Origin of the sequence: Nostoc sp. (assembly GCF_036917415.1) — a bacterium.
Classification (GTDB): Bacteria; Cyanobacteriota; Cyanobacteriia; order Cyanobacteriales; family Nostocaceae; genus Nostoc.
Genome location: NZ_JBALDJ010000077.1, coordinates 1 through 21556 on the forward strand (window position 1 = coordinate 1; position 21556 = coordinate 21556).

General features: G+C 42.4%; 15 protein-coding genes and 1 pseudogene. 7 read left to right on the top strand and 9 right to left on the bottom strand.

What is annotated here, in order from left to right; translation table 11 throughout:
* Positions 1-1424 (bottom strand): MBL fold metallo-hydrolase (locus V7K41_RS15890; RefSeq protein ID WP_334849621.1); only part of this gene is annotated, 1424 nt, incomplete at its 3' end.
* Between the two features lie 220 nt (positions 1425-1644).
* On the opposite strand from V7K41_RS15890, the gene V7K41_RS15895 reads away from it, so the two are divergent.
* Complete coding sequence (locus V7K41_RS15895; RefSeq protein WP_334849622.1) at positions 1645-2604, top strand: 1-aminocyclopropane-1-carboxylate deaminase/D-cysteine desulfhydrase; 960 nt, start codon at positions 1645-1647, stop codon at positions 2602-2604.
* A 632-nt stretch (positions 2605-3236) separates the two neighbouring features.
* Entirely contained in the window at positions 3237-3632 is a 396-nt protein-coding gene (locus V7K41_RS15900; protein ID WP_334849624.1) for a hypothetical protein, read from the top strand.
* Between the two features lie 54 nt (positions 3633-3686).
* On the opposite strand, the gene V7K41_RS15905 is transcribed toward V7K41_RS15900, so the two are convergent.
* The 3 genes from V7K41_RS15905 to bcp all read right to left on the bottom strand — a co-directional run bounded on the left by V7K41_RS15905 (position 3687) and on the right by bcp (position 6202).
* The gene (locus V7K41_RS15905) at positions 3687-4844 is read right to left on the bottom strand and encodes a cysteine desulfurase family protein (RefSeq protein WP_334849626.1); all 1158 of its coding nucleotides are present in this window, start codon (positions 4842-4844) and stop codon (positions 3687-3689) included.
* 3 nt (positions 4845-4847) lie between these two features.
* Positions 4848-5474 (bottom strand): type I restriction endonuclease, encoded by a 627-nt coding sequence (locus V7K41_RS15910; protein ID WP_334849628.1) that lies wholly within the window; start codon positions 5472-5474, stop codon positions 4848-4850.
* A gap of 248 nt (positions 5475-5722) precedes the next feature.
* The gene (bcp, locus tag V7K41_RS15915) at positions 5723-6202 is read right to left on the bottom strand and encodes a thioredoxin-dependent thiol peroxidase (protein ID WP_334849651.1); all 480 of its coding nucleotides are present in this window, start codon (positions 6200-6202) and stop codon (positions 5723-5725) included.
* Positions 6203-6332: 130 nt separating this feature from the next.
* On the opposite strand from bcp, the gene V7K41_RS15920 reads away from it, so the two are divergent.
* The 5 genes and pseudogenes from V7K41_RS15920 (at position 6333) to V7K41_RS15940 (ending at position 9384) form a co-directional block, all read left to right on the top strand.
* Positions 6333-6470 (top strand): hypothetical protein, encoded by a 138-nt coding sequence (locus tag V7K41_RS15920; protein ID WP_334849630.1) that lies wholly within the window; start codon positions 6333-6335, stop codon positions 6468-6470.
* A gap of 56 nt (positions 6471-6526) precedes the next feature.
* Positions 6527-7381, top strand: a complete 855-nt coding sequence (locus tag V7K41_RS15925; protein ID WP_334849631.1) for an FAD-binding domain-containing protein — start codon at positions 6527-6529, stop codon at positions 7379-7381.
* Entirely contained in the window at positions 7378-7806 is a 429-nt protein-coding gene (locus tag V7K41_RS15930; RefSeq protein ID WP_334849633.1) for a hypothetical protein, read from the top strand. The genes V7K41_RS15925 and V7K41_RS15930 overlap by 4 nt, the downstream gene beginning before the upstream one ends.
* A 130-nt stretch (positions 7807-7936) precedes the next feature.
* A pseudogene (locus tag V7K41_RS15935) lies at positions 7937-8745 on the top strand (IS5 family transposase).
* Positions 8746-9063: 318 nt separating this feature from the next.
* Entirely contained in the window at positions 9064-9384 is a 321-nt protein-coding gene (locus V7K41_RS15940) for a hypothetical protein (protein ID WP_334849635.1), read from the top strand.
* A 34-nt stretch (positions 9385-9418) separates the two neighbouring features.
* Here V7K41_RS15940 and V7K41_RS15945 read toward each other — a convergent pair whose 3' ends face one another.
* From V7K41_RS15945 to V7K41_RS15965, 5 genes are all read right to left on the bottom strand, one after another.
* Positions 9419-9742 (bottom strand): DUF2103 domain-containing protein, encoded by a 324-nt coding sequence (locus V7K41_RS15945; RefSeq protein WP_334849637.1) that lies wholly within the window; start codon positions 9740-9742, stop codon positions 9419-9421.
* 5 nt (positions 9743-9747) lie between these two features.
* Positions 9748-10074 carry an ATP-dependent Clp protease adapter ClpS gene (gene clpS / locus V7K41_RS15950; RefSeq protein WP_321162424.1) on the bottom strand — a complete coding sequence of 109 codons (327 nt, stop codon included), beginning with the start codon at positions 10072-10074 and terminating at the stop codon, positions 9748-9750.
* Between the two features lie 169 nt (positions 10075-10243).
* The gene (locus V7K41_RS15955) at positions 10244-12274 is read right to left on the bottom strand and encodes an FAD-dependent oxidoreductase (protein WP_334849638.1); all 2031 of its coding nucleotides are present in this window, start codon (positions 12272-12274) and stop codon (positions 10244-10246) included.
* 597 nt (positions 12275-12871) lie between these two features.
* Positions 12872-16021, bottom strand: a complete 3150-nt coding sequence (locus V7K41_RS15960) for a beta strand repeat-containing protein (RefSeq protein ID WP_334849640.1) — start codon at positions 16019-16021, stop codon at positions 12872-12874.
* A gap of 1085 nt (positions 16022-17106) precedes the next feature.
* Positions 17107-21120 (bottom strand): DUF4912 domain-containing protein, encoded by a 4014-nt coding sequence (locus V7K41_RS15965; RefSeq protein WP_334849643.1) that lies wholly within the window; start codon positions 21118-21120, stop codon positions 17107-17109.
* Positions 21121-21556 lie beyond the last annotated feature (436 nt).

The window sequence follows — 21556 nt, forward strand, 5'->3', positions numbered from 1 at the left end:
GATTCAATTGCCCGATCTTTGGATACTGCGATCGCTACTCCCAAAGGCTCAAGACTCGCTTGTGTCACCCAAGAAGCAAACATTGCACTCTGAATTTCTCCTTTTTTGGCGGTGATAATATACAATCCTGTGCTAATCCGCCCTAAAGCTTTTTCTAGCTCAGTATTGATAGATTTAATTTGTTTTATGGTGCGATCGCGGGTCAACCATTGACCCATATCTATCCCCGCTTCATCACAAAGTTGTTCCGTTGCTTGGGTAGGGATTTCCTTAACTAAAATAGGTGGAAAAGCTTCAGTTAATCCCAGTTCTTGAAACTTATTACGTAATGGATAAATTGGCTCATCTTCTCCACCTCCCGACTCTAATAAACCAATTGCCTGCTTCTTGTGAACAGCAGCTAAAATTGTACTTAAAGCAGCATGAGCGATCGCCGAAGATTGGGGTGGCATTGCAATTACTAGACCAGAGGCTTGTGCAACTAATTCTCGAACTTCTTGAGGCTCGGAACTATTAAGAGGAACTAATTCTACTGCTAGTCCTGTTTTCGCGCATCCATGAGCTATGGTACGGACTAAATGCTCGCTATATCCGTAATCTTCAACATAAAATAGAGCCACTAAAGTCTCTATTTTTGCTTGTTCTAAACTCCAGTTTTGATAGCGTCCGAGCCATTCAGAGATATAGTGTTGTAATAAAGGGCCATGTCCTGTAGCAACTATTGCTATTTCTAACTTTTCAATCCGCTTTAAAGCTGCCAAAACAGACCGAGCATTGGGTCCCATCAGACAATCATAATAATATTGAAAGTCTTCCTCAAGTAAGATGAGATTTTCATCATAAGTGTGGTCATCACAATAGTGCATCCCAAACACATCACAGGTGTAGAGAGTGCTAGTTTTGTGGTCATAAGTAAAAATGGTGTCAGGCCAATGTAAGTTAGGTGCAGAGATAAATTCTAATTCGTGTCCGTTGCCTAAATCTAATCGCTCTCCACTTTTTACCTGGATTGATTTAAAAGGCTGGTGAACCATATTTTCTAGGAATTGAATAGCTACCTTAGCACCAACAACAGTAATGGAGGGAGCTAATTCTAAAATATTTTTCACTAAGCCACTGTGGTCAGGTTCTGTATGGCTAATAATCAAGTAATCTATCTTAGCCGGATCGATTAATTCCACCAGTATCTCAAGATATAATTGCTCAAACTTGCGGTGAGATGTGTCAACTAAGGCAATTTTTTCTCCTTGAATTAAGAAAGAATTATAGGTTGTACCATTCCGTAAACCAAACTCGATATCAAAACGTTCTCTATCCCAATCAAGACAACGTATAGCAGTCGTTTGAGGAGCAATTTCAACAGTTTCAATCGTCAAACGTCCAGGATTGGAAATAACTTGAGTAAGCTGTGTGAGTGCAACCATTTCTTTTCTCCAAAAAGAATATTATCTGGAGCGAGTGTTATGTTTCTTATATTTACCTGAAACACTCAATTAGTAAAATGCCAATTTTTAAAGCTAATCATCAGAAATTTTTATTCATCATTTAGCTTGATTTACCATTGAATTGCTCAATGTTTATCATTACTTTTATCTTCAATAATGGATGTGAGAAAATGTAAATACTAAGTTAGAATGTTTACGCATGTCGTTAACCTTTTTTCCTCCTCCTCTACAACAAATCAACAGCGAAATCGCCCGTCACGCTGGTGTTGATCTGTATGTGCTGCGCCTCGATCTTATGCACCCGTGGGTTAACGGCAATAAGTGGTTTAAGCTGAAATACAATCTTTTAGAGGCCAAAGAGAAAAACTTTACAACGCTGCTAACCTTTGGTGGCGCTTATTCCAATCACCTCTATGCAACTGCGGCGGCTGGTAATCTTTTCGGTTTTCGCACCATCGGCGTAATTCGTGGGGAGGAGAGGCTACCATTAAACCCGACACTGAGTTTTGCTGTAGAACAGGGTATGCAGCTTGTGTACCTGAACCGCGAGATGTATCGACAGGGCAACACACCAGCGTTAAAGGAATCTCTGCGACAACGTTTGGGCGAGGTGTTTATCATTCCCGAAGGTGGGAGTAATTTAAATGGTGTGCGCGGCTGCATAGAGATAATTAGTGATGCGATGCCTACGGCTGGCTACGCCTACGCATTTAATCATATATGCGTAGCCTGCGGTACAGCTACTACACTAGCTGGTATTACGCTTTCGTTGCATGAAGGACAAAGAGCGATCGCTTTTCCCGTACTAAAAAATGGGGCATTTCTCGCACAAGAAATCGAAAGTTTATTGACAAATTACCTCGCCTCTGGTTTACCCACATCATATAGTTCTCCCGCTTCCTGGGAATTGGTGTGTGATTACCACTTTGGCGGCTATGCAAAGGTAAACGATGAGTTGCTACTGTTCAGCCAGCAGTTTACACAGGAACATGACGTACCCCTTGATTACGTATATACCGCCAAAATGTTTTACGGAGTGATGGATTTACTACAGCAGGGATTTTTTTGTAAAGGCGATTCCTTGTTGCTGGTACACACAGGCGGCTTACAAGGCAACCTTGGCATGGAGAAAAGTTTGCAGAGATTTTCTAAAATTTGAGTTGCCATTTAATTAAATCTCAGTTAACCTTGTATGGAATTTTACTAAGCTGAGTAAAATTCACACACCAATCTTGATATTTACTCAAACTTAAGTAAGGTTAATTCAATGTTTACATACACTAATCGGATTAAGCCAGATGATAATAGTATTATTGATTATTTGAAAAATCTCTTAATATTACTGACAAGTATCTTAATAAACTAAAAACAGAGCATATTGAAACTGTATGGTCTGATTTTAAAATAGCAGTTGCAAAAACTTTTGATTTTTTTGATAATATTTTACATATTAAAGGTGGAAGATTAATCCCTTACCGATATTTCTACCTGACTATTACAGCATATTTTTATCGTAATCATAAACCAGATTATAGTTTTCTAAGTAAGTATTTTTGGTACTATAGTTTTCATAATGCAGACTTACTAACAAACACTACTCATCTCTGGGAACATATATACTTTGTTAATCAACAAAAGGCTAATAGTACTTACTCATTCAATCAATTTGATATTGATAAGAATTCTCTCAGAAAATCTTTCTACAGTTATAGAGGTCGCTTATCCAGAGCAATACTATCATTTTATGCAAACCACAAGCCGCAAGATTGGGCAAAACCTCATAGAGATATTTTGTCTGATGTTTATTATCTGCTAACAGATAAACCTAACTTACACCACATATTTCCAGTTAACTTTATTAAACAGACTGGCATTGCTAGTCAAATAGAATGTGACAGCTTGATGAATATTGCCTATCTGTCTCAAATAACTAATTTGAAAATTAGCGATAAAAATCCATTAGATTATCTCAAAGAATATGATGAGCCTGGTTTAGAAGCAGTCCTACGCTCTCATCTTATACCTACGATCATTCTTGAATGGTCAAGAGGCGATGCACTTCCAGAAAATGCCCTAACCATTTTTATTGAAGAAAGGGTAAACCTCTTATTAGAGGCTTTGAGGGTGAAGTTAGACGGGATTGAATTTAATGTTTTTGATATGGGCGATCGCCCAGATAATATCTAGTTTTATAAAAGTGATTGCGATTGTCTAAAAAAGAGCCATTGCTGGCTTTCATGCTTACCGTTTATTTTGTAAACTTTGAATGGTAGCGATCGCATGTTTCGCCACAATATCAATTTCCTCTTCTGTATTAAACCTGCCAATACCTAACCGCACCGAGGCATAAGCTAACTTTTCTGAATGTCCCAATGCTGTGAGAACATGGGAAGGTGCAGTAGTTGTCGACGAGCAAGCAGATCCAGAAGAAACTGCCATTACTGGCTGTAATCCTAGCAAAAGTGCGGCTCCATCCACTCCTTCAACACTGATATTCAAGTTTCCTGCCAATCGCTGTTGAGGATGTCCGTTGAGATGAATACCTTCAACTTGCGAAAGCTGTTCCCACAATTTTTGTCTTAACTGGGAGAGGCGTTGGGTTTCTGTTGCTTGTTCAGCCAAAGCGATTTCTACAGCTTTGCCAAAGCCGACAATTTGCGGTGTATACAATGTACCAGAACGCATCCCCCGTTCATGTCCGCCGCCATGCTGCTGGGGAGCTAGTTGTACTCTGGGGTTGCGCCTGCGGACGTACAGCGCTCCAATACCTTTGGGCCCATATACTTTATGTGCTGTGAGCGACATCAAGTCAATTTTCGTCGCTTGCACATCCAAGGGAATTTTACCAATAGCTTGCGCTGCATCGGTGTGGAATAGGATTTGGTATTCATGGCACATTTCCCCAATTTCTGCCAAAGGCTGTAACACACCAATTTCGTTATTTGCAGCCATCACCGATACTAAAATCGTCTCAGGACGTAAAGCTTTTTTTAATTCAATTAAATCAATCAATCCATCTTTTTGGACAGGGAGAATAGTAATTTCAAAACCAAGACTTTTTAAATAATTACAAGGGTCAATTACTGCACTATGTTCAGTGGCAACAGTAATAATATGCTGACCTTTTTTAAAATAAGTTTCGGCAACACCTTTTATAGCTAGATTATTTGCTTCTGTTGCACCACTCGTAAACACAATTTCTTCTGGAGTGGCGTTGATTGCTGCTGCTAAAATCTCTCGCGTTTGCTTAACAGCAGCTTCTCCTTCCCAACCGTAAACATGACTAATACTTGCTGGATTGCCAAAGTTTTCTGTGAAGTAAGGAATCATTGCTGCTAGTACCCTTTCATCTACGGGCGTAGTAGCGTGGGAATCAAGGTATATAGGACGAATAGACATAAATTAACTCAAAATTTGACTCAAATTTTTTAATACACTTAAAACCTGATAAAGTTCACTTTTTCGTTTCAAAAGTGTAAATTGGTCAGACATAGCATACTTGGGTTGATTTTCTTTGGTCAGTTTCAAGAAAATAAAATCACTACCATTTGTTACTAATCCAAAACTAGGTTTGTCTTGATTAGGATTAGCTAATATATAAACAAGTGCTTGAGGTATGGCTTCTAAAAGAGAAAAGCTAGACCTTTTAGATTCAATTACTAACAACCAAAATCTTTCTTGAATAACTAAAATATCAATTCTACCTCTAATAATTTCGCCTTTATCTTCCGCAGAAAGTTCTATTGATTGTTCCCCTCTGATATAAAAAGGCTCATCATAAAATCCAGCTAAATTGAGTAAAGGAGATAAAACTACTAATTTCACCGTTTCTTCTGACAAAGGGGGACGCTTTACCAAACGGAGATAATGAAGTTTTATTCTGTCTAAATCTGGCTTTTCTAAATTTGTAATTTCTGGTAAATTTTCAAACCATTCTGTGAAGAATAACTCATCTTCGGCTAGCTGTAGGCTAAATCTTTCTTCCAAATAGGCAAGCCTGACATTTTGTGTTTGGATAAATTGAACCATAATTTATTTAAAAGATGCAATATAAGTATTATGACACTGTTCCAGTATGAACATAAATAGGAATAGCAAAGATAATTAACTTAAAACTTGACCTATTTTTTTCATATATTCAAAACTTTATATAATTCATTTGAATCATGTTTATTTCAAATTGCAAAAAGTCTAATTATTTACTTTAATTATCACGCTGAGAGTTTCTAGAGCAATACTACGTAGCATTGCTGTAACTATATCTGCATCTAGTTGCGTCACGTGGCTGCTAATTCCCGTAATTTAGTTAAAACTGCCTGAGCATGACCTTTCGTTTTTACATTAGGCCAAGCATAGACAATAATTTTATCAGGTGAAATTAAAAAGGTTGAGCGAACAACACCCATAAATTCTTTGCCCATAAATTTTTTCAATCGCCAAGCGCCGTAGGCTTCAATTAAAAGATGTTCTGGGTCACTTAAAAGGGTGATTGACAAGTTATGTTTGCTAATAAATTTACAATGGGACTTACCTAAATCTGGACTTACGCCTAAGATTTTCGCTTCCAGTGCATTGAAGTCATGATACAACTCGGTGAAATCTTTCGCTTCGGTGGTACAACCGGGGGTGTCATCTTTGGGGTAGAAGTAGAGGACAATCCACTGACTGCTGAGGTCGTCGAGAGTGACTGAATTGCCATTTTGGTCAGGAGTAGAGAAATCTGGCGCTGGTTGTCCGACTTGGGGAATGTTGCTCATAATGAAGGTAGGAGAGATTGCGTAAGCGTAGCTCGTCGTAGACATCGCTTTAGAATTGTACATAAGTTGAGCGATATTGCGTATTTACCAGCGTCACCAATTCATCAGCAGCAAGGCGATTTGCATAAAAGTGACAGATTTATCTGATATCTTAGCTTTACTTACTGAGAAGCTGAAGAAAATAGGCATCAATGCGATCGCACTCATTCATCTTTGCTTAAGTTCTCTCATCAGGGTGAGAGCGATCGCTTATATTTATTCGCGATAATAATGACTTAACCTACAAGTATTTTTGTTTATCTATTCTTACTCTTCAAAGTTCACATGACTAAAGATATGCAACGCCAATTTACCAACCGCGATGAGTTGCTAGCCTACCTACGCGAACAATTCCCAGGTGCAGCAGAACGCGATGACCACATCAGCGAAACTCTAGGGGGACGCAAAGCGGCACAAGAAGCGCTGCAAAAAATTGACCCAATAGGCTATGCCAAAACACGTAATTTCTTTACAGGTGCAGTCACGCGACTTTCGCCTTACATCCGCTATGGCGTTTTGAGTTTGCGAGAAATTCGAGATTATGTCCTTGACCAGGTACAAAACCAAGATGAAGCTACGAAACTAATTAACGAGTTAGGTTGGCGCGACTACTGGCAACGATTGTATATGAAGCTAGGGGATGAAATCTGGAAAGACCAGGAAGAGTACAAAACTGGTTATATTGTGAGCGAATATGCACCGAAATTGCCACAAGATATTAGAGAAGGAACTACAGGCAGAGTTTGCATTGACAGTTTCAGTCGTGATTTGAGAGAAACTGGTTATCTACATAACCACGGACGAATGTGGCTAGCAGCCTACATTGTCCATTGGCGGCGTATTCGTTGGCAAGCAGGAGCCAAATGGTTTCTTGAACATCTTTTAGATGGAGATCCTGCTAGTAATAATATGTCATGGCAGTGGGTTACTAGCACTTTTAGTCAGAAACCGTATTTTTTCAACCGTGAAAACTTAGAACGCTACACCAAAAGCATTTATTGTCAGAAATGCTCCCTTTACGGTCATTGTGATTTTGAAGGCAGTTATGAAGAATTAGAACAGCGACTTTTTCCCAAAGGCGAATTTAGCAAACAAGCTAATAGCCAAAGTTGGCAACGTGGAAAGAAAGGTAAAAAATGAATAAACCAATTGTTTGGGTACATGGAGATTGCCTCAGTCCAAATAATCCTACATTGCAAAAATATCCTGATGCCCCAGTTATCTGGGTTTGGGATGAGGCTTTGATAGAGGAATGGCAATTGAGTCTTAAACGTCTAACTTTTATCTACGAATGTTTGCTAGAGTTACCTGTTGTTATTCGTCGTGGCAATGTAGCACAAGAAATTTTAGCTTTTGCTCAAGAACATGATGCCAATTTAGTTGTCACAGCCGATAGTCCTAGCCCTCGATTTGATGATATCTGTAATCAAATGGAGCGTTCTATAGCAGTGGAAGTGTTACAGGTAGAACCATTTTTTGACTATGACGGCTATATAGACTTGAAACGGTTCTCGCGCTATTGGAAAGTGGCTCAAAATTATGTTTATCAAAAGCCCTCACCCTAAATCCCTCTCCCAAATTGGGCTACGGTGTACACATAAGTCTGAAATACCTGATTAACCAGGGTTTTACCCCACCCTAGGGCGTGTTTTCAAACTCGTTGTATCCTAAAAAAGATGCGATCGCTTTGTGATGATGATAAATAGAGGAGACTTAAGCAACGAACGTTGGGAGAGGTTAAAACCTTTACTACCACTACAAAAACCTAAAACAGGTAAGCCAAATAATGACCACCGCACAGTTGTGAATGGCATTCTTTGGATACTGAGAACCGGAGCGCCTTGGCGGGACTTGCCAGAACGTTATGGAAAGTGGCAGACAGTAGCCACAAGGTTTTACCGATGGCAAAAAGCTGGAGTTTGGAAGCAAATTTTAGAACAACTGCAAGCGATCGCAGACCAACAACAAAACCTAGATTGGCAAGTTCATTATGTGGATGGCACAGTTGTACGCGCCCATCAGCACGCAGCTGGTGGAAAAAAGGGGGCGAAGAAGAGGAGAAACTAGGTCGTTCCCGGGGTGGTTTCAGTACAAAAATACACATTAGGTGTGAGGGTAAAGGTAAACCCATAACTTTTATTCTCAGTCCAGGTCAAAGAAACGAGTCAATTTTTCTAGAACAATTGATGGAACAAGGACAAGTCAAGCGTTCTGGGCGTGGTCGTCCCCGTTTACGTCCTTTACGATTAGTTGGAGATAAAGGTTACACAGGTCGGAGAATACGTAATTACCTTCGCCGTCGTGGTATCCGCCTAACTATTCCACGACTCTCAAATGAACCGCGACGAGGCCCTTTTAGCCGTGAAATCTACCGTCAACGCAACATTGTTGAGCGGGCTATCAACAGAATCAAACAATTTCGTCGCATTGCCACCCGATATGAAAAACTTGCAGCAAATTATACAGCCATGATCGCGATCGCCTCCATTTTGTTATGGTTATAGTTTGAAAACACGCCCTAGTCTTGCAGGTTAATGGAGTTATGAGTGCTGAGTTGCAAGTGAGATTTTTCACTCAGCAGTATTGAATCTATTGCAATACTGCTCGGTTAGTGATATTTAGCCCTGGAGATCCCCCCAACCCCCCTTAAAAAGGGGGGCTTACAATCCTCTTTTACCCCCTTTTTAAGGGGGTCGCCGCAGGCGGGGGGATCTTAACCGAGCAGTATTGGAATCTATTGAGGTTTGTAAATAATTTGTATATCTGCAAGGAATATTCCTTTAGACTGAGTTTCAACTGAAAAAATGTAGGAATAAACACAAATGCATTCGTTAAATATATTTTGTCACGAATTTGTAGTTGCTGTTTCCTTTGTAGCTTGCATTATTGGACTGTTGTTACTGTGGAACAGTAAGGAGCAAACAAATGAGATGGAAGAAACAGAACGGATTCTGTTTAGAATGAGCTTTAGTTACTGGCTAGTTTACTGTGTAGCTTTTGGCATAGAAAAAATAGTTTTACCCGATTGGGAATCTGTAGTCATGACTTTGAAAATAACTACAGCTCTGTCATATTTCTTAACTTTTTCTTGCATTGTTAGTCTGCCGCTACACAAATTTGCAGTACATCGGGTTGAGGAATAGTTATTGGGCATGGGGCATTGGGCATTGGGCATGATTAACATCTCATGGCGATCGCTAATGCAGCTTCTAGTTGATCCTGGGGCAAAGTTGTCAAAATAAATACCTCTTGTACCGTTTTCCCCTGCCGTGCAATGACTTTATAGCCGCCACGAATGGGTACTGAAACGCGCAGTTGCATTTTTGGACAGTGACCTTTTGACCGCCCAATCACTCCCGGCGTCACAGTTTGGATACCATGTTGCTGACAAAGACGTTCTAAAATAGGGATAAGACCAGAAAGGTGTGTTGAGTGATTCCAAACCAGTCTGGCGGCTTTTTGTGAAGCCGTGCGGAGGGGATCTGCGGTGGGTTTGCCCATGATAATTAAGCTGCTTCTAGAGGTGCCATTGTCAAACCTGCTCGGCGCAGCTGCTGATGATAGAGTTCCGCAGGTTCTTGGGGCCCGACCCAGACGATCGCTTGACCTTCATAGTGTACCTGATTAGTCAGATCCCATGCGCGATCGCCACTCATCCCCGGAATATATTTCATTAAACATTCAGACACGTGTTGGAATGTATTAAAATCATCGTTTAATACAATCACTTTGTAATTCGGATAAGTCTTACGGGTAACTTGATTAGACCGTTCAGGAGCTATTGTTGGTGCTGTGGCCATCCCGTAAACGTCTGCTGAAAGTGTCATAACCATAAAACAATTGGTCAAGATAATTTTACAAAACTACACTATAAGTAATTAGTTTAGTTCATGTCAGTCAGTTGTCATTGGTCATTTGTCCGTTGTCCTTAGTAAATGACCAATGACCAATAGTTCGGCTTCGCTCAGTACAAGTGACCAATGACCAATGACAAATGACTATCTATTTCCAATTATCCCAGTTTTCGTTAAAAATAGATGTATCTGGGAAGGCGGTAGGGTTGCCATTTTGTTGCAAAAGCCGTTTGAGTGCTTCTAGTTGTAGCTCTTGTTTAGGTAAATCATCGACTAGTTGGTAAGGTGCGATCGCATTTTTGAGTGCAAAACTAGCCACAGTTCCGGCAGCTGCGCCAGATGACCATTCAAAGGAGTGTACTCGATAGGCAGCAGCAGCAATATGACTAGTTGCAATACTTTTACCACCTACCAGCAAATTATCAATTTTCTGGGGAATCATCGCCCTCAAAGCAATTTGGAAGGGATAAGCTTGACCAGCACCACGTCTTTCGCCTGGACGTTCTGTGTTCCCAGGGGCTTCTGGAGGACTATTTACCATGCAAGGATGGAAATCTATGGCGTAGTGACCAATACCCACAGCATCGGGGAAAATGGTAGAACGAGTCCGTCGCATTGCTTTGTCTGGTGGAACTTTACCGTCAATTACTGATATTGCTTCCAAACCTGCAACTGCTGCTCGTAGCCGACGATACATATCTGCTGGCAGAGTCTTTGAGTAATACTCATCATTATAATCTCGACGGGAAATATCAATTTCCCCAATACTAAAGCCTTCAGATTGTCCCCAACTGGGGCGGCCAACGATCCGCCGTCCTTCTCGCATATAGGGATATTTCGATAGGCCATGCATTGTCCCCATTGGCGAATTTAAACCGGAAACAAAGCGGTTATTGGGTTGCTGCTGCTTTACACCATCCCCTAGTTGAGAATCTGTAGTTCCAGCTACCAACCAATAATAGAAAGATAAAGCATTTTCCTCAGCCTTGCGGAGGGTTTCTGTCCGCAGTCCTCCCATCCATCCCCCTGGTTCTAACTGTCCAGTCGCTTGTAATTGTTGACGAGTATAAATTAAGTTATCCTGGGCTGTTCCGGGGCGGTAGTCGTTACCCCAAGTCCAGTTTTGCATCGAGATATCCCCTGGTGTCGGTGCAGTAAAACTGACACCGCCGAATTTTTCTGATTTCCCTTTGTTTGGACTCCAAATGCGACGATAGGTAAAAACTAAATCAAAGTTAGCCAGTCGCTTCAATTCATAGCTGAAATATGGCGCATATTCTGGATAAAATGCAGGCATTGTCTGCGGTTGCGGTTCCTTGGTGGCCTCCATTGCAAAGGTGTAGGTAAAGCCTTGAGGGCAATAAGGGTCGTTGTTGGTGCTAGAAGCAGAAGGTTCTAGGTAGGAACGGGCATCAATACCTAATCGGTAGGGAACATCAGCAAGAGCGATAATTTCTCCAGTTTCGCTAGCATCTACGACATACCATTTAGGAGCATCCTCTTTTACTGCTTTGGGGATGAAACGGAGAATCGTTTTGGTAAACCGAGATGAGTTTTCGTAGCTATAAGCATCTTCAATACTTTGAGATAAAGTAAAAGTATTGAGAGGTGGTGCGCCTTTTGGTGGTTGATGTTGAATTGCGATCGCACTATTAATTATTTTGCCATCAGCAGCGATTTCCAAATCCTTAATTACCGTGTTGGGAAACCATTGCAACTTCCCTTTGCCCTGCTTTTCCGCATCTTTAAGCATCTGGGTCAAAATAGTGTGAGCATCGCGGGGAAGAAAACACGATTCACTTACCCAACAGTCACCGGGGTTCAGCTTACCGTATTTACGCCCAATGCGGTTTCGTAATTCCAGATAGCCGCGAGAATAGAATTTGAGAGCTCGTTGAGTTGGGCGTTCATCTAACGCAGATGTCCCTTGAGCAGAAATTTGTCCTCCCAACCAGTCAGTAATTTCTGTCAGACAAACTGTTCGCCCTGCTAGCAACCCCTCGTAAGCCGTGGCTACACCAGAAAGTCCACCACCCACAACTAAAATCTCGCAATTTACACTTTTGTCTGGGGTTCTCGGTGGCGCGGCGTTCGCCTCATTAAATACAACTAAGCTAGATATTAAATTGAAACCGATCAATGATGTCAAGCTAAAAGCTATTTTGTGTCTATGCTTCATACTATAAAAAACCACTCCAAATCCTGTGTCACCTTGTAGACGTTAGCATTTAAGAAATGTCTAACTCAATCTTCATTCATAAAAATCTCTACTGGTAGTTATGGAAAGTTCTATTGTTATTTCGTGGAGCAGGTAATTACTATCGCCGCAAATTGGTGAAAACCATAGACATAGGAGTGAAATTAAATATGCGTTATCCAGAACCCTTGTAGAAACGTTGCAGTGCGACGTTTCTACATTCTTTTTCACTCCCAATACGGTTCGGTTAACGTGTTTATTGCTCGAAGATCCCCCCAACCCCCCTTAAAAAGGGGGGCTTTTTCTTCTAATTACCCCCTTTTTAAGGGGGTCGCCACAGGCGGGGGGATCTTATCCGAACCGTATTGTTTTCACTCCTATCTCTGTTGAAAAATCTAATGGGAGGTGCTCAAAATATAACCTCCCATTTCGTACCTCAAGTTAAGTAGAACGGTGTGGAAAAACAAAACTATGTTAAGAAAAATTAAATAGACTAAAACCCTCTTCCCTCCTGCCTCCTGCCTCATCCCAACTATAAATATTCCCACCGACCTACTTATACAAGAGCGCTAATTACAATTAAACAACCACAAAATTCTTTTCTGTTAGTGACAATCCAGCAGACATTTGTGCAAATTTTACCTGAGTAAACCCAGACGCACTGCCATCACCATCAAAGAACAATGCACCTGTAATATTGTCATAGATAAATCGTTGATTGCTTGTGGTTGCAGATGTTCCAAGGGTAAACTGACTTGTCTTAAGTGAAGGTGTTGATAATCCGCCACCAAAACCAACAGCCGATATCTGAATCAGTTCATTAGTCGCATTGAAGTCATAAATATTATCAACGCCTTGATTGTAACTATTGAAAGCAAAAGTATCAGTACCAGCTCCTCCAATTAGGCTATCATTACCATTGCCACCTGTGAGGTAGTCATTGCCATTACCACCTTTGAGGGTGTTCTTACCAGTGGCGCTAGAGGCTGTAAGGTAGTCATTGCCATTGCCTCCATCCAGTAGATTATCGCCTGATGAATAATCAACAATCAAGCGATCGCCACCAGCACCACCATTGAGCGTGTTATTGCCAGAGACAGTATAAGCTCCGTATGAGGAATATAAGGAGGCTGAACCAGCGGCTGTCAGAGTATCATTGCCATCGCCCCCAGAGAGTAGGTTATTGCCTGATGAATAGTTAGTAACTAAGTTATCGTCACCAGCGCCACCATTGAGGGTGTTCTTACCAGAAATAGCATCAAGATAAAAATCGCCTCGGTAGTCGTCGTAGGAGCCAGAGACGTTAAGAGAATCATTATCATCACCACCAGAGAGCGAATTATTACCATTTGAATAGTCAGCACTCAAGTAATCCTTACCTGCACCGCCGAGAATCGTGTTATTTCCACGTCCCCCGGCGAGCGTATCGTTGCCATTGCTCCCAACAATCAAGTCATCGTAGTCTGTACCAAAAATATTTAAGCGTTCGATATTCTTATAGTTAACCTGATTCGTGCCCGATGTAATCAAGCCAGTATTAGTAGTGGCATTGAATGTCGAAGTGATTACCTCGGTAGTATTATAATAGTTACCAAACGACAACAAGTCGTCACCACTGCCCCCGTCTATTGTATCATTGCCACCATCGACCCCATTGACCCCATTGACCCCACCTATCGTATCGTTGCCATTGCTCCCCACAATCAAGTCATTGTAAGCCGTATCAAAAATATTTAATCGTTCGATATTTTTGTAGCTAACCTGATTCGTGCCCGATGTAATCGAGCCGATATTAGTAGTAGCATTGAATGTCGAAGTGATTCCCTCGGTAGCACCATTACCGAACGACAACAAGTCGTCACCACTGCCCCCATCTATTGTATCATTGCCACCATTGACCCCACCTATTGTATCATTGCCACTAGTCCCGACAATATTGTCATCATAGGCTGTAGTTCTGATATTTAGTTGTTCGATACTTTTGTAGTTAACCCGATTCGTGCCTGATGTAATTGAGCCGCTATTAGTAGTGGCATTGAATGTCGAAGTGATTCCCTCGGTAGCAGCATAGTAGTAATCGACGGACAAGGAATCTTCACCTATCCCTCCATCTACCGTTTGAGTTATTAAGGAAGAGGGGGCAGTAGATGGGGCCGTAAAAGAGAAGCTGTCATTGCCATCCCCTCCAGAGAGCAGGTTATTACCTGTTGAATTGAAAACAGCCAAGGTATCGTCACCAGTGCCACCATTGAGGGTGTTATTACCAGAGGCGCCATAGGCATTAAGAGAATCATTGCCATCGCCACCAGAGAGTAGGTTATAGCCTGTTGAAACGTCAGCACTCAAGGAATCGTCACCAGCGCCACCGTTGAGGGTGTTATTGCCAGAGGTGGGTTTGATATATCTGTTCTCCAAGAAGTCGTCAATATACCCAGATACGTCAAGAGAATCATTGCCATCGCCACCAGAGAGCAGGTTATTACCTTTTGAAGAAGTAGCACTTAAGCGATCACCACCAGCGCCACCGTTGAGGATATTATTGCCTGTTGATGAATCAGCATTTAATTCATCGTTACCTTCACCGCCAACAATCGTATTATTGCCACCGCCCCCAGAGAGATAATCGTTGCCATTAGTCCCCACAATATTGTCATCGTAGGCTGTACCTAAGATATTTAATCTTTCGATATTCTTATAGTTAACTCGATCCGTACCCCCTCTAATCGAGCCAATGTTAGTAGCAGCATTGAAAGTCGAGGTGATTCCCCCCGTACTATAGTAGTAATCGACGGACAAGGAATCTTCACCTATCCCTCCATCTACCGTTTGAGTTACTAAAGAAGAGGAGGTAGTAGATGGGGTTCTCAAAGAGAAGATGTCATTGCCATCCCCTCCAAAGAGCAGGTTATCCCCTGTTGAACTGTCAGCAATCAAGTAATCGTTACCAGCACCACCATTGAGGGTATTATTGCCTGTTGATGAATCAGCATTCAATTCATCGTCACCTGCACCACCAACAAGAAAGTTATTGCCCGTATCACCAATGAGAGTGTCATTTCCGGCGCCACCAATGAGAGTATCATTGCCCGCGCCACCCCGCAGCAAGTCATTGCCACTCTTGCCGTCGATTTTGTCATTACCCCCCTGACCATTGACGACATCATCTGAGTCGTCTAAACCCGTAATGTTGTTGTCAAGGTCATTAAGGAAAGTCACCGTGTTCTTGATGCCCAGGTTGGTATCAGTGGAGTTGGCATCCAGGACATGAAAGCTGTCGGTGATACTAGTTTGGTATGCAAACAAGATATTGCCAATCGCTGGTGTTGTCCCAGAAGCTTTTAGATTCTTGAAGTTTTCTAATTTGAAGTTTTGCAGGATGATTATGGTCTGACCGGCCCCTTCAAAGCCGATTTCCAGATTGCTGCCATTCTGGGTAAGGAGCAAATTTCTGGCACTGAAGAAGTCATAGTCCGGGAATTTTAGGGTGTCCACTTCGGCAATGACTGCTGCCGAGGTATTTACGCCTTTACCTATACCACCGAAATCAGTGATTATATCAGTGCCGCCAGTGAGGTTGTAAACAAATTGATCCTTACCGCCACCACCTGTTAAGGTGTCGTTGCCATCGTTACCTGTGATAGTATCGTTGCCTGCAAGACCCTTAATCGTGTCCGCGTCATCACTACCCACTAAGGTATCGTTACCGTTGGTTCCAATGATATTTGCCATAACTTTTACCTGACTAAATCGATTTTTTCAGTAACTTCAGTTCTCAATCTTGAGTTTAGTGCTGTTTTCGGGGACGAAAATCTACCGAAATTTGACGTTTTCGGAATACTTTATACTTCATTATTGAGGCTCATCAGTAAATTTCTTGAAGATTCACCAGATAAAAAGGCTTGTACGTATCACTTATCTAACTATCTCAGACTAATCTAAGTCTTAAGCAATTTACAAATTAATGAAGGTGTGCATTCAGGATAACCGGTCATTTCAGGCTTTTTTAATCATCTTTGTTCAGTACAAATCACTAAACAAGCATTGAAAAATTCAGCTTTAATGCCTAAAATCCACCCTTCATATTTGGTTTTTGCCAGCACCTAAGTCTTACTCAGCACTCAGCTGACTCTTGCCTGGTAAAAAGATTTTGATACCCTCCTTGTGGGCTATTCTATGTGAGTGTTTAGCTTGAAAACAGAGAACATCTCAATAACCTTTAATATTTTACTTACAGATTTATACTGAAATACTCATCTTTGCATAATCTTTACATTATTTACCGATAAACCTATGTACAACTACTGAGCTTTGTGTATTCTTCATATTATTCTAGTTTCTAGGCAATAAACCTGGATTTCTCACAAGGGAAAAATCCGGGAGTGCTACTTCAGAAATTACTTCATCTTTTCCAATTGCCTCTACAAGACTTATACCAATTCGCAATTGATAAATTTAGATGCAGCAAGGCAATCCTTGCTTACATCTGTTGCCTTATTTTAGAGAATTGGTATTACCCACTCAGAACGTGCGCTTAAGGATTAGAGTAGTGTATTTTATCCATCTGAAAACTGCTATATAATAAAATCCCCTCTCCCCATTTCCCCCTAAAAAGGGAGAATCGGGTTAGAGGGGAATGGCACTAAGAAAAGCTATTTGTTGGGGTGAGGCAGGAGGCAGAGGGCAGGAGGCAGGAGTTTTAAATCCTTGTGCTGCAGGACTTCCAGGGTTTTCTTTTCTTTTCCTTCTGCCTTCTGCCTCCTGCCTCCTGCCTTATCTTCGTGCCATTCGGGTTAGAGGGGATAACTCAGGTAATGTTAGCTTTCGGAAGTTTCCTGAGAGAACTTCTTATGGATAGTTCTTGGGGATTCCCCATCAGCAGCTACTGTTATCAGATAGTCCATTAAACCATCTGAAAAGGGGAGACGTAGGTGGAAAGTACCATCGGGTTTAATTTTGATGGCATGACCACCAATGTTTACGCTGGTATTTGGTTGAGTTGCTCCGTGAATAATCAACTCAGCATCAGCGACAAACCAGAAATCTCCGTAGGCACGACTGAATACCCGAACGTTAGCAGAACGAGCGATGAGTAACCAACGTAGTTTACCGCCGTAGGCATCGCCATCAGCAATATAGCCAATTTCAACCATGTAATCGCGATCGCTCACCGGAATCGCCACAAAGCGATCGCGTGCCACCTCTTCAGATTCATACTGCTGGACAAGCTGGGGACTTTCAGAATTCAAGTCAATCCCGGTTACATCATAGAGCCGCACTACTAATTGGGAACCGCCCTGTTGTCGCAGTGCTTCAGATTGAGCTTTGGAAATGTGCCAAGAGACATAAGCCCATTTGGGAGTCCGGGGTGTGAGGACAATACTGCTCTGTTCTGGGGCAGTTTCTGCTTCGACATTTGCCAAGCCAACAGCTGTTTCGCTTGCTAACGCTACATTTTCAACGGTGGAATCTGTTGTCGATGTAGGCGCTGGAGTGAAGATACGAACGATCGCAGAACGGGCAATGAATAACCAGCGTAGTTTACCGCCGTAGGCATCGCCATCAGCGACATAGCCAATTTCAGCTATGTAATCGCGTTCGCTGATGGGAATTTCCACAAAGCGATCGTGTGCTGTCTCTTCACATTCATACTGCTGTACCAACTGCGGATTTTGATAACTCAAATCTATTCCAGTCACATCATACAGCCGCACTACCAATTGCGAACCGCCCTGTTGTCGCAGTGCTGCTTTCTGAGCTTCGGAAATCTCCCAAGAGACTTCAGCCCATTGGAAAGTGCGGGGTGTGAGGACAATACTGCTCTCTTCTTGGACATCTATCAAATCAACATCTGTTTTATCGGCGATTGCGACATCATCAACTACGGGATCTGGATTCACAGGACTGAAGACACGAACGATCGCAGAACGGGCGATGAATAACCAGCGTAGTTTACCGCCGTAGGCATCGCCATCAGCGACATAGCCAATTTCGGCTATGTAGTCGCGATCGCCCAGAGGAATGTCCACCAATCCTTCGTTTTCTGTTTCCTCAGATTCATACAGCTTTACCAGCTGCGGAGTTTGATAACTCAAGTCAATGCCAGTCACATCATACAGTCGCACTACCAATTGAGAGCCGCCTTGTTGCCGCAGTGCTGCTTTCTTGGCTGCGGAAATCTCCCAAGAGACATGAGCTGATGCATGAGTATCTGGTGTGAGCACAATACTGCTTTCTTCATCTGCATCAACCAAACCAATAGCTGTTTCGGCTGCGATTGCCACATCATCAACTATGGGATCTGGATTCACAGGACTGAAGACACGAACAATTGCAGAACGGGCGATGAATAACCAGTGTTCGCCATAAGCGATATAGCCAATTTCAGCTATGTAGTCGCGATCGCCCAGGGGAATCTCTACAAAGCGATCGTGTGCTGTCTCTGCACATTCATACTGCTGTACCAGCTGCGGACTTTGATAGCTCAAATCAATACCAGTCACATCATACAGCCGCACTACCAATTGAGTACCGCCTTGTTGCCACAGTTCTGCTTTCTTGGCTGCGGAAATCTCCCAAGAGACATGAGCCGATGTATAAGTATGTGGTGCGAGCACAATATTACTTTCTTCATCTGCATCTACCAAATTGGCTGCGCTCATCTCATTTTGAGCATCCGATCCGAAAGTGCTAGCCCAAGCACCAACTCCTGCACCTGCTGCTAAAGCCGCCGCCGCAGCCAAATCTGTATTAGCTTCAGCAACACCTTCCCCGACAGTCGGCTCGGCGGGAAGTTCTTCCTCTGGCAAATTTAAAGTGGGTTCGGCTGCGTCCGCTACCACATTCAATGCATCTTTACTCAATACATCTTCTGGAAATTCAGGTAAATCGAGCAGTGGGGATGTTTCTGTCGCTGATGCTTCCACATCGGCTGTCACTTCGTCAGATTCCGCTAAGGGCCATTCATCTACTGAGGCTGTATCTTCAGTTGAGGTGATACTCTCTAGCCAGTTCAATTCTGCTTGAAGTTCGTCATCTACCTCATCTTCACTAATTTCTGTGTCCCAATATCCAAAATCAGATGTTACTTGTGGCACATCTGGTAATTCCGGGAGTGGGGCTGTCACCTCAGATGAAGACAGTTCCACATCAGATATTTCTTCTGGAATATTACCCAGGTGAGGATATGAAGTATTGACTACAGCCGCCGGAGCTTCTATATCCCATGCAACTTCATCAGACTCAGGAATGTTCGTCTCAGTATAATTACCTGACTCAAAGGTCTCATTACTTGCGTCTGTTTCTGGTTCTTTGTTGCTAAAGGTAGACCAAGTAGCCGCCCCGATGCCTGTTGCTATAGCCGCACCACCTAAAGCTGCGGCTCCTAAATTGTTATTTTCCGAGCCATTAGCTACGCCTGATGTCGCGCCTTCATAGAGGTTAGAAGTACCATTACTTGTCTCCTGTACTAAATTTGCTGTCCCCTGACTAGCATTTTGGTTCAGTTCGGATTGTGTTTGAGCGTAGATATTGAAAGAAGTGCGATCGGGGGTTTCCTGCTCTGGGAAGTGCGGTACTGCCTGCTCCTCCAGCGTCGCTCCATTCAGAGAGGAACCCGTGCTAGCCTCGAGCGCCGCCGTTTCTCCATTGGGTGGATGAGAATTTGATTCTGGTAAATTGTCTGTTGTCTGAGCGGGCAATGGACGTTTTCTGAGAATCCACCATAGTGCAGATCCACTTACAGCGATAAAAAAGACAGGTAGCAGCAACCACAATGGTGTTTCTTTATTTACAATTGGAGTGTTTTGTGTAGGAGCAGCCACAAAGGGCTGTTCGCCAAATGCAGAACTAGTGGCACTAGGGGAAGGCGTAGCCGCTGGTGTCGTCTGGGCACTGGGGGAAGCCGCAACAGCAGGTTGTAATACGCTGGCTGCGATCGCCTCGGCTTCGACAGTTCTACCTTTTTCTATAGCCTGCTGTCCTGGGGGTGCTAGGGTAAAGCCAAGAAAATCTACTGTGGTTAAACTCTGATTTTTTTTGTAAACGTAAACTAAAGGTTGCGAAAAAGGATATTTAGCATCATCTGGTAAGGCTTGATGTAATTGCAGAACTCGCACCCCTTTCAACTTCGACACCTGATTAGCTAACACATAGCTGATGCCGTCTTTGCCCAGTTGTTTGATGATTTCTGCGGTATTATCGTCAGTTAGTTGGGTAGCATTGGCTCCTGTAGCAAATTCAGCAGTTTTGAAGGCTGGATAAGTACGAAAAGTATTGCGAGTTTCACTTGCGATCGGGCGATCGATGAACCGAATCTTCCCTGAAGGCCCTCCCAGTTGCGACCAATTTGTAATTTGTCCGCGGAAAATCCGGGCGAATTGCTTACTAGTTAAGCTTCCTTTGAAAGGATTGTCTGCACCAACCACGATCGCAATCTTCTCACGCTGCAAACGAATTTGCTCTAGTCCTTGAGCTTTTTCTGCCGGCGTCAACCCGCGCCCCATTGCGACTATATCGATTTTGCCATCTAGCAAATCTTTTAGCGCTGTCTCAGTCCCGTTAGCAGCAACTTCAACTTTTTTACCAGTAAACTGTTTTTCAAAACTTTCTTTCAGGCTTTGGTTGATTGCACTCAAGCTACTGGAACCGTCAATCCGCACTATCGATTCATTCTGCCCTGTTTGTGGCAGTGGCGAAGAGGTAGCTTCAGGTGTAGATTGTGCCAGCATCGGTGCTGATACCACCAGAGATGCTGCCATCGGGGTTGTAGCTAAGGCAACCCATAATACCAGCCTGATTATCGAAGTATCTTTTTTTTCTTGTTGCCACATAAGCCCCTTAATTAAAGTAAAAAATAGAAAGCCTGCCAGTCCTAAATCGCGATCTTTATAAAGATAATGGAGAAGACGGGCTAATTATACATCTGAGTTATCTTTAGTTCTAATTACTTCAAAGCACTTATGCTGATTTATACTTCGTTGTCGCTTGGATAGCATGATAATTTATACTCTAATTGCCAAAGTCTGTTTACTATAAATTTTTCTAAGTTAGATTGCAACTTATACCAAGTTGGTAGTTTATGGCCACAATTATGAATTATTGAATTACTAAAACTGGTAAAGTGTAGCAAATTCAATATTATTTAACAATATTATTTTTAGTAGTGCTGAGTACTGAGTAGTGAGTGCTGAGTAGTGAGTGCTGAGTGCTGAGTAAAAATTCCAGTTCCTAGAACATTTTCATCCAAGGTTTTTGAAACTCGTTTCT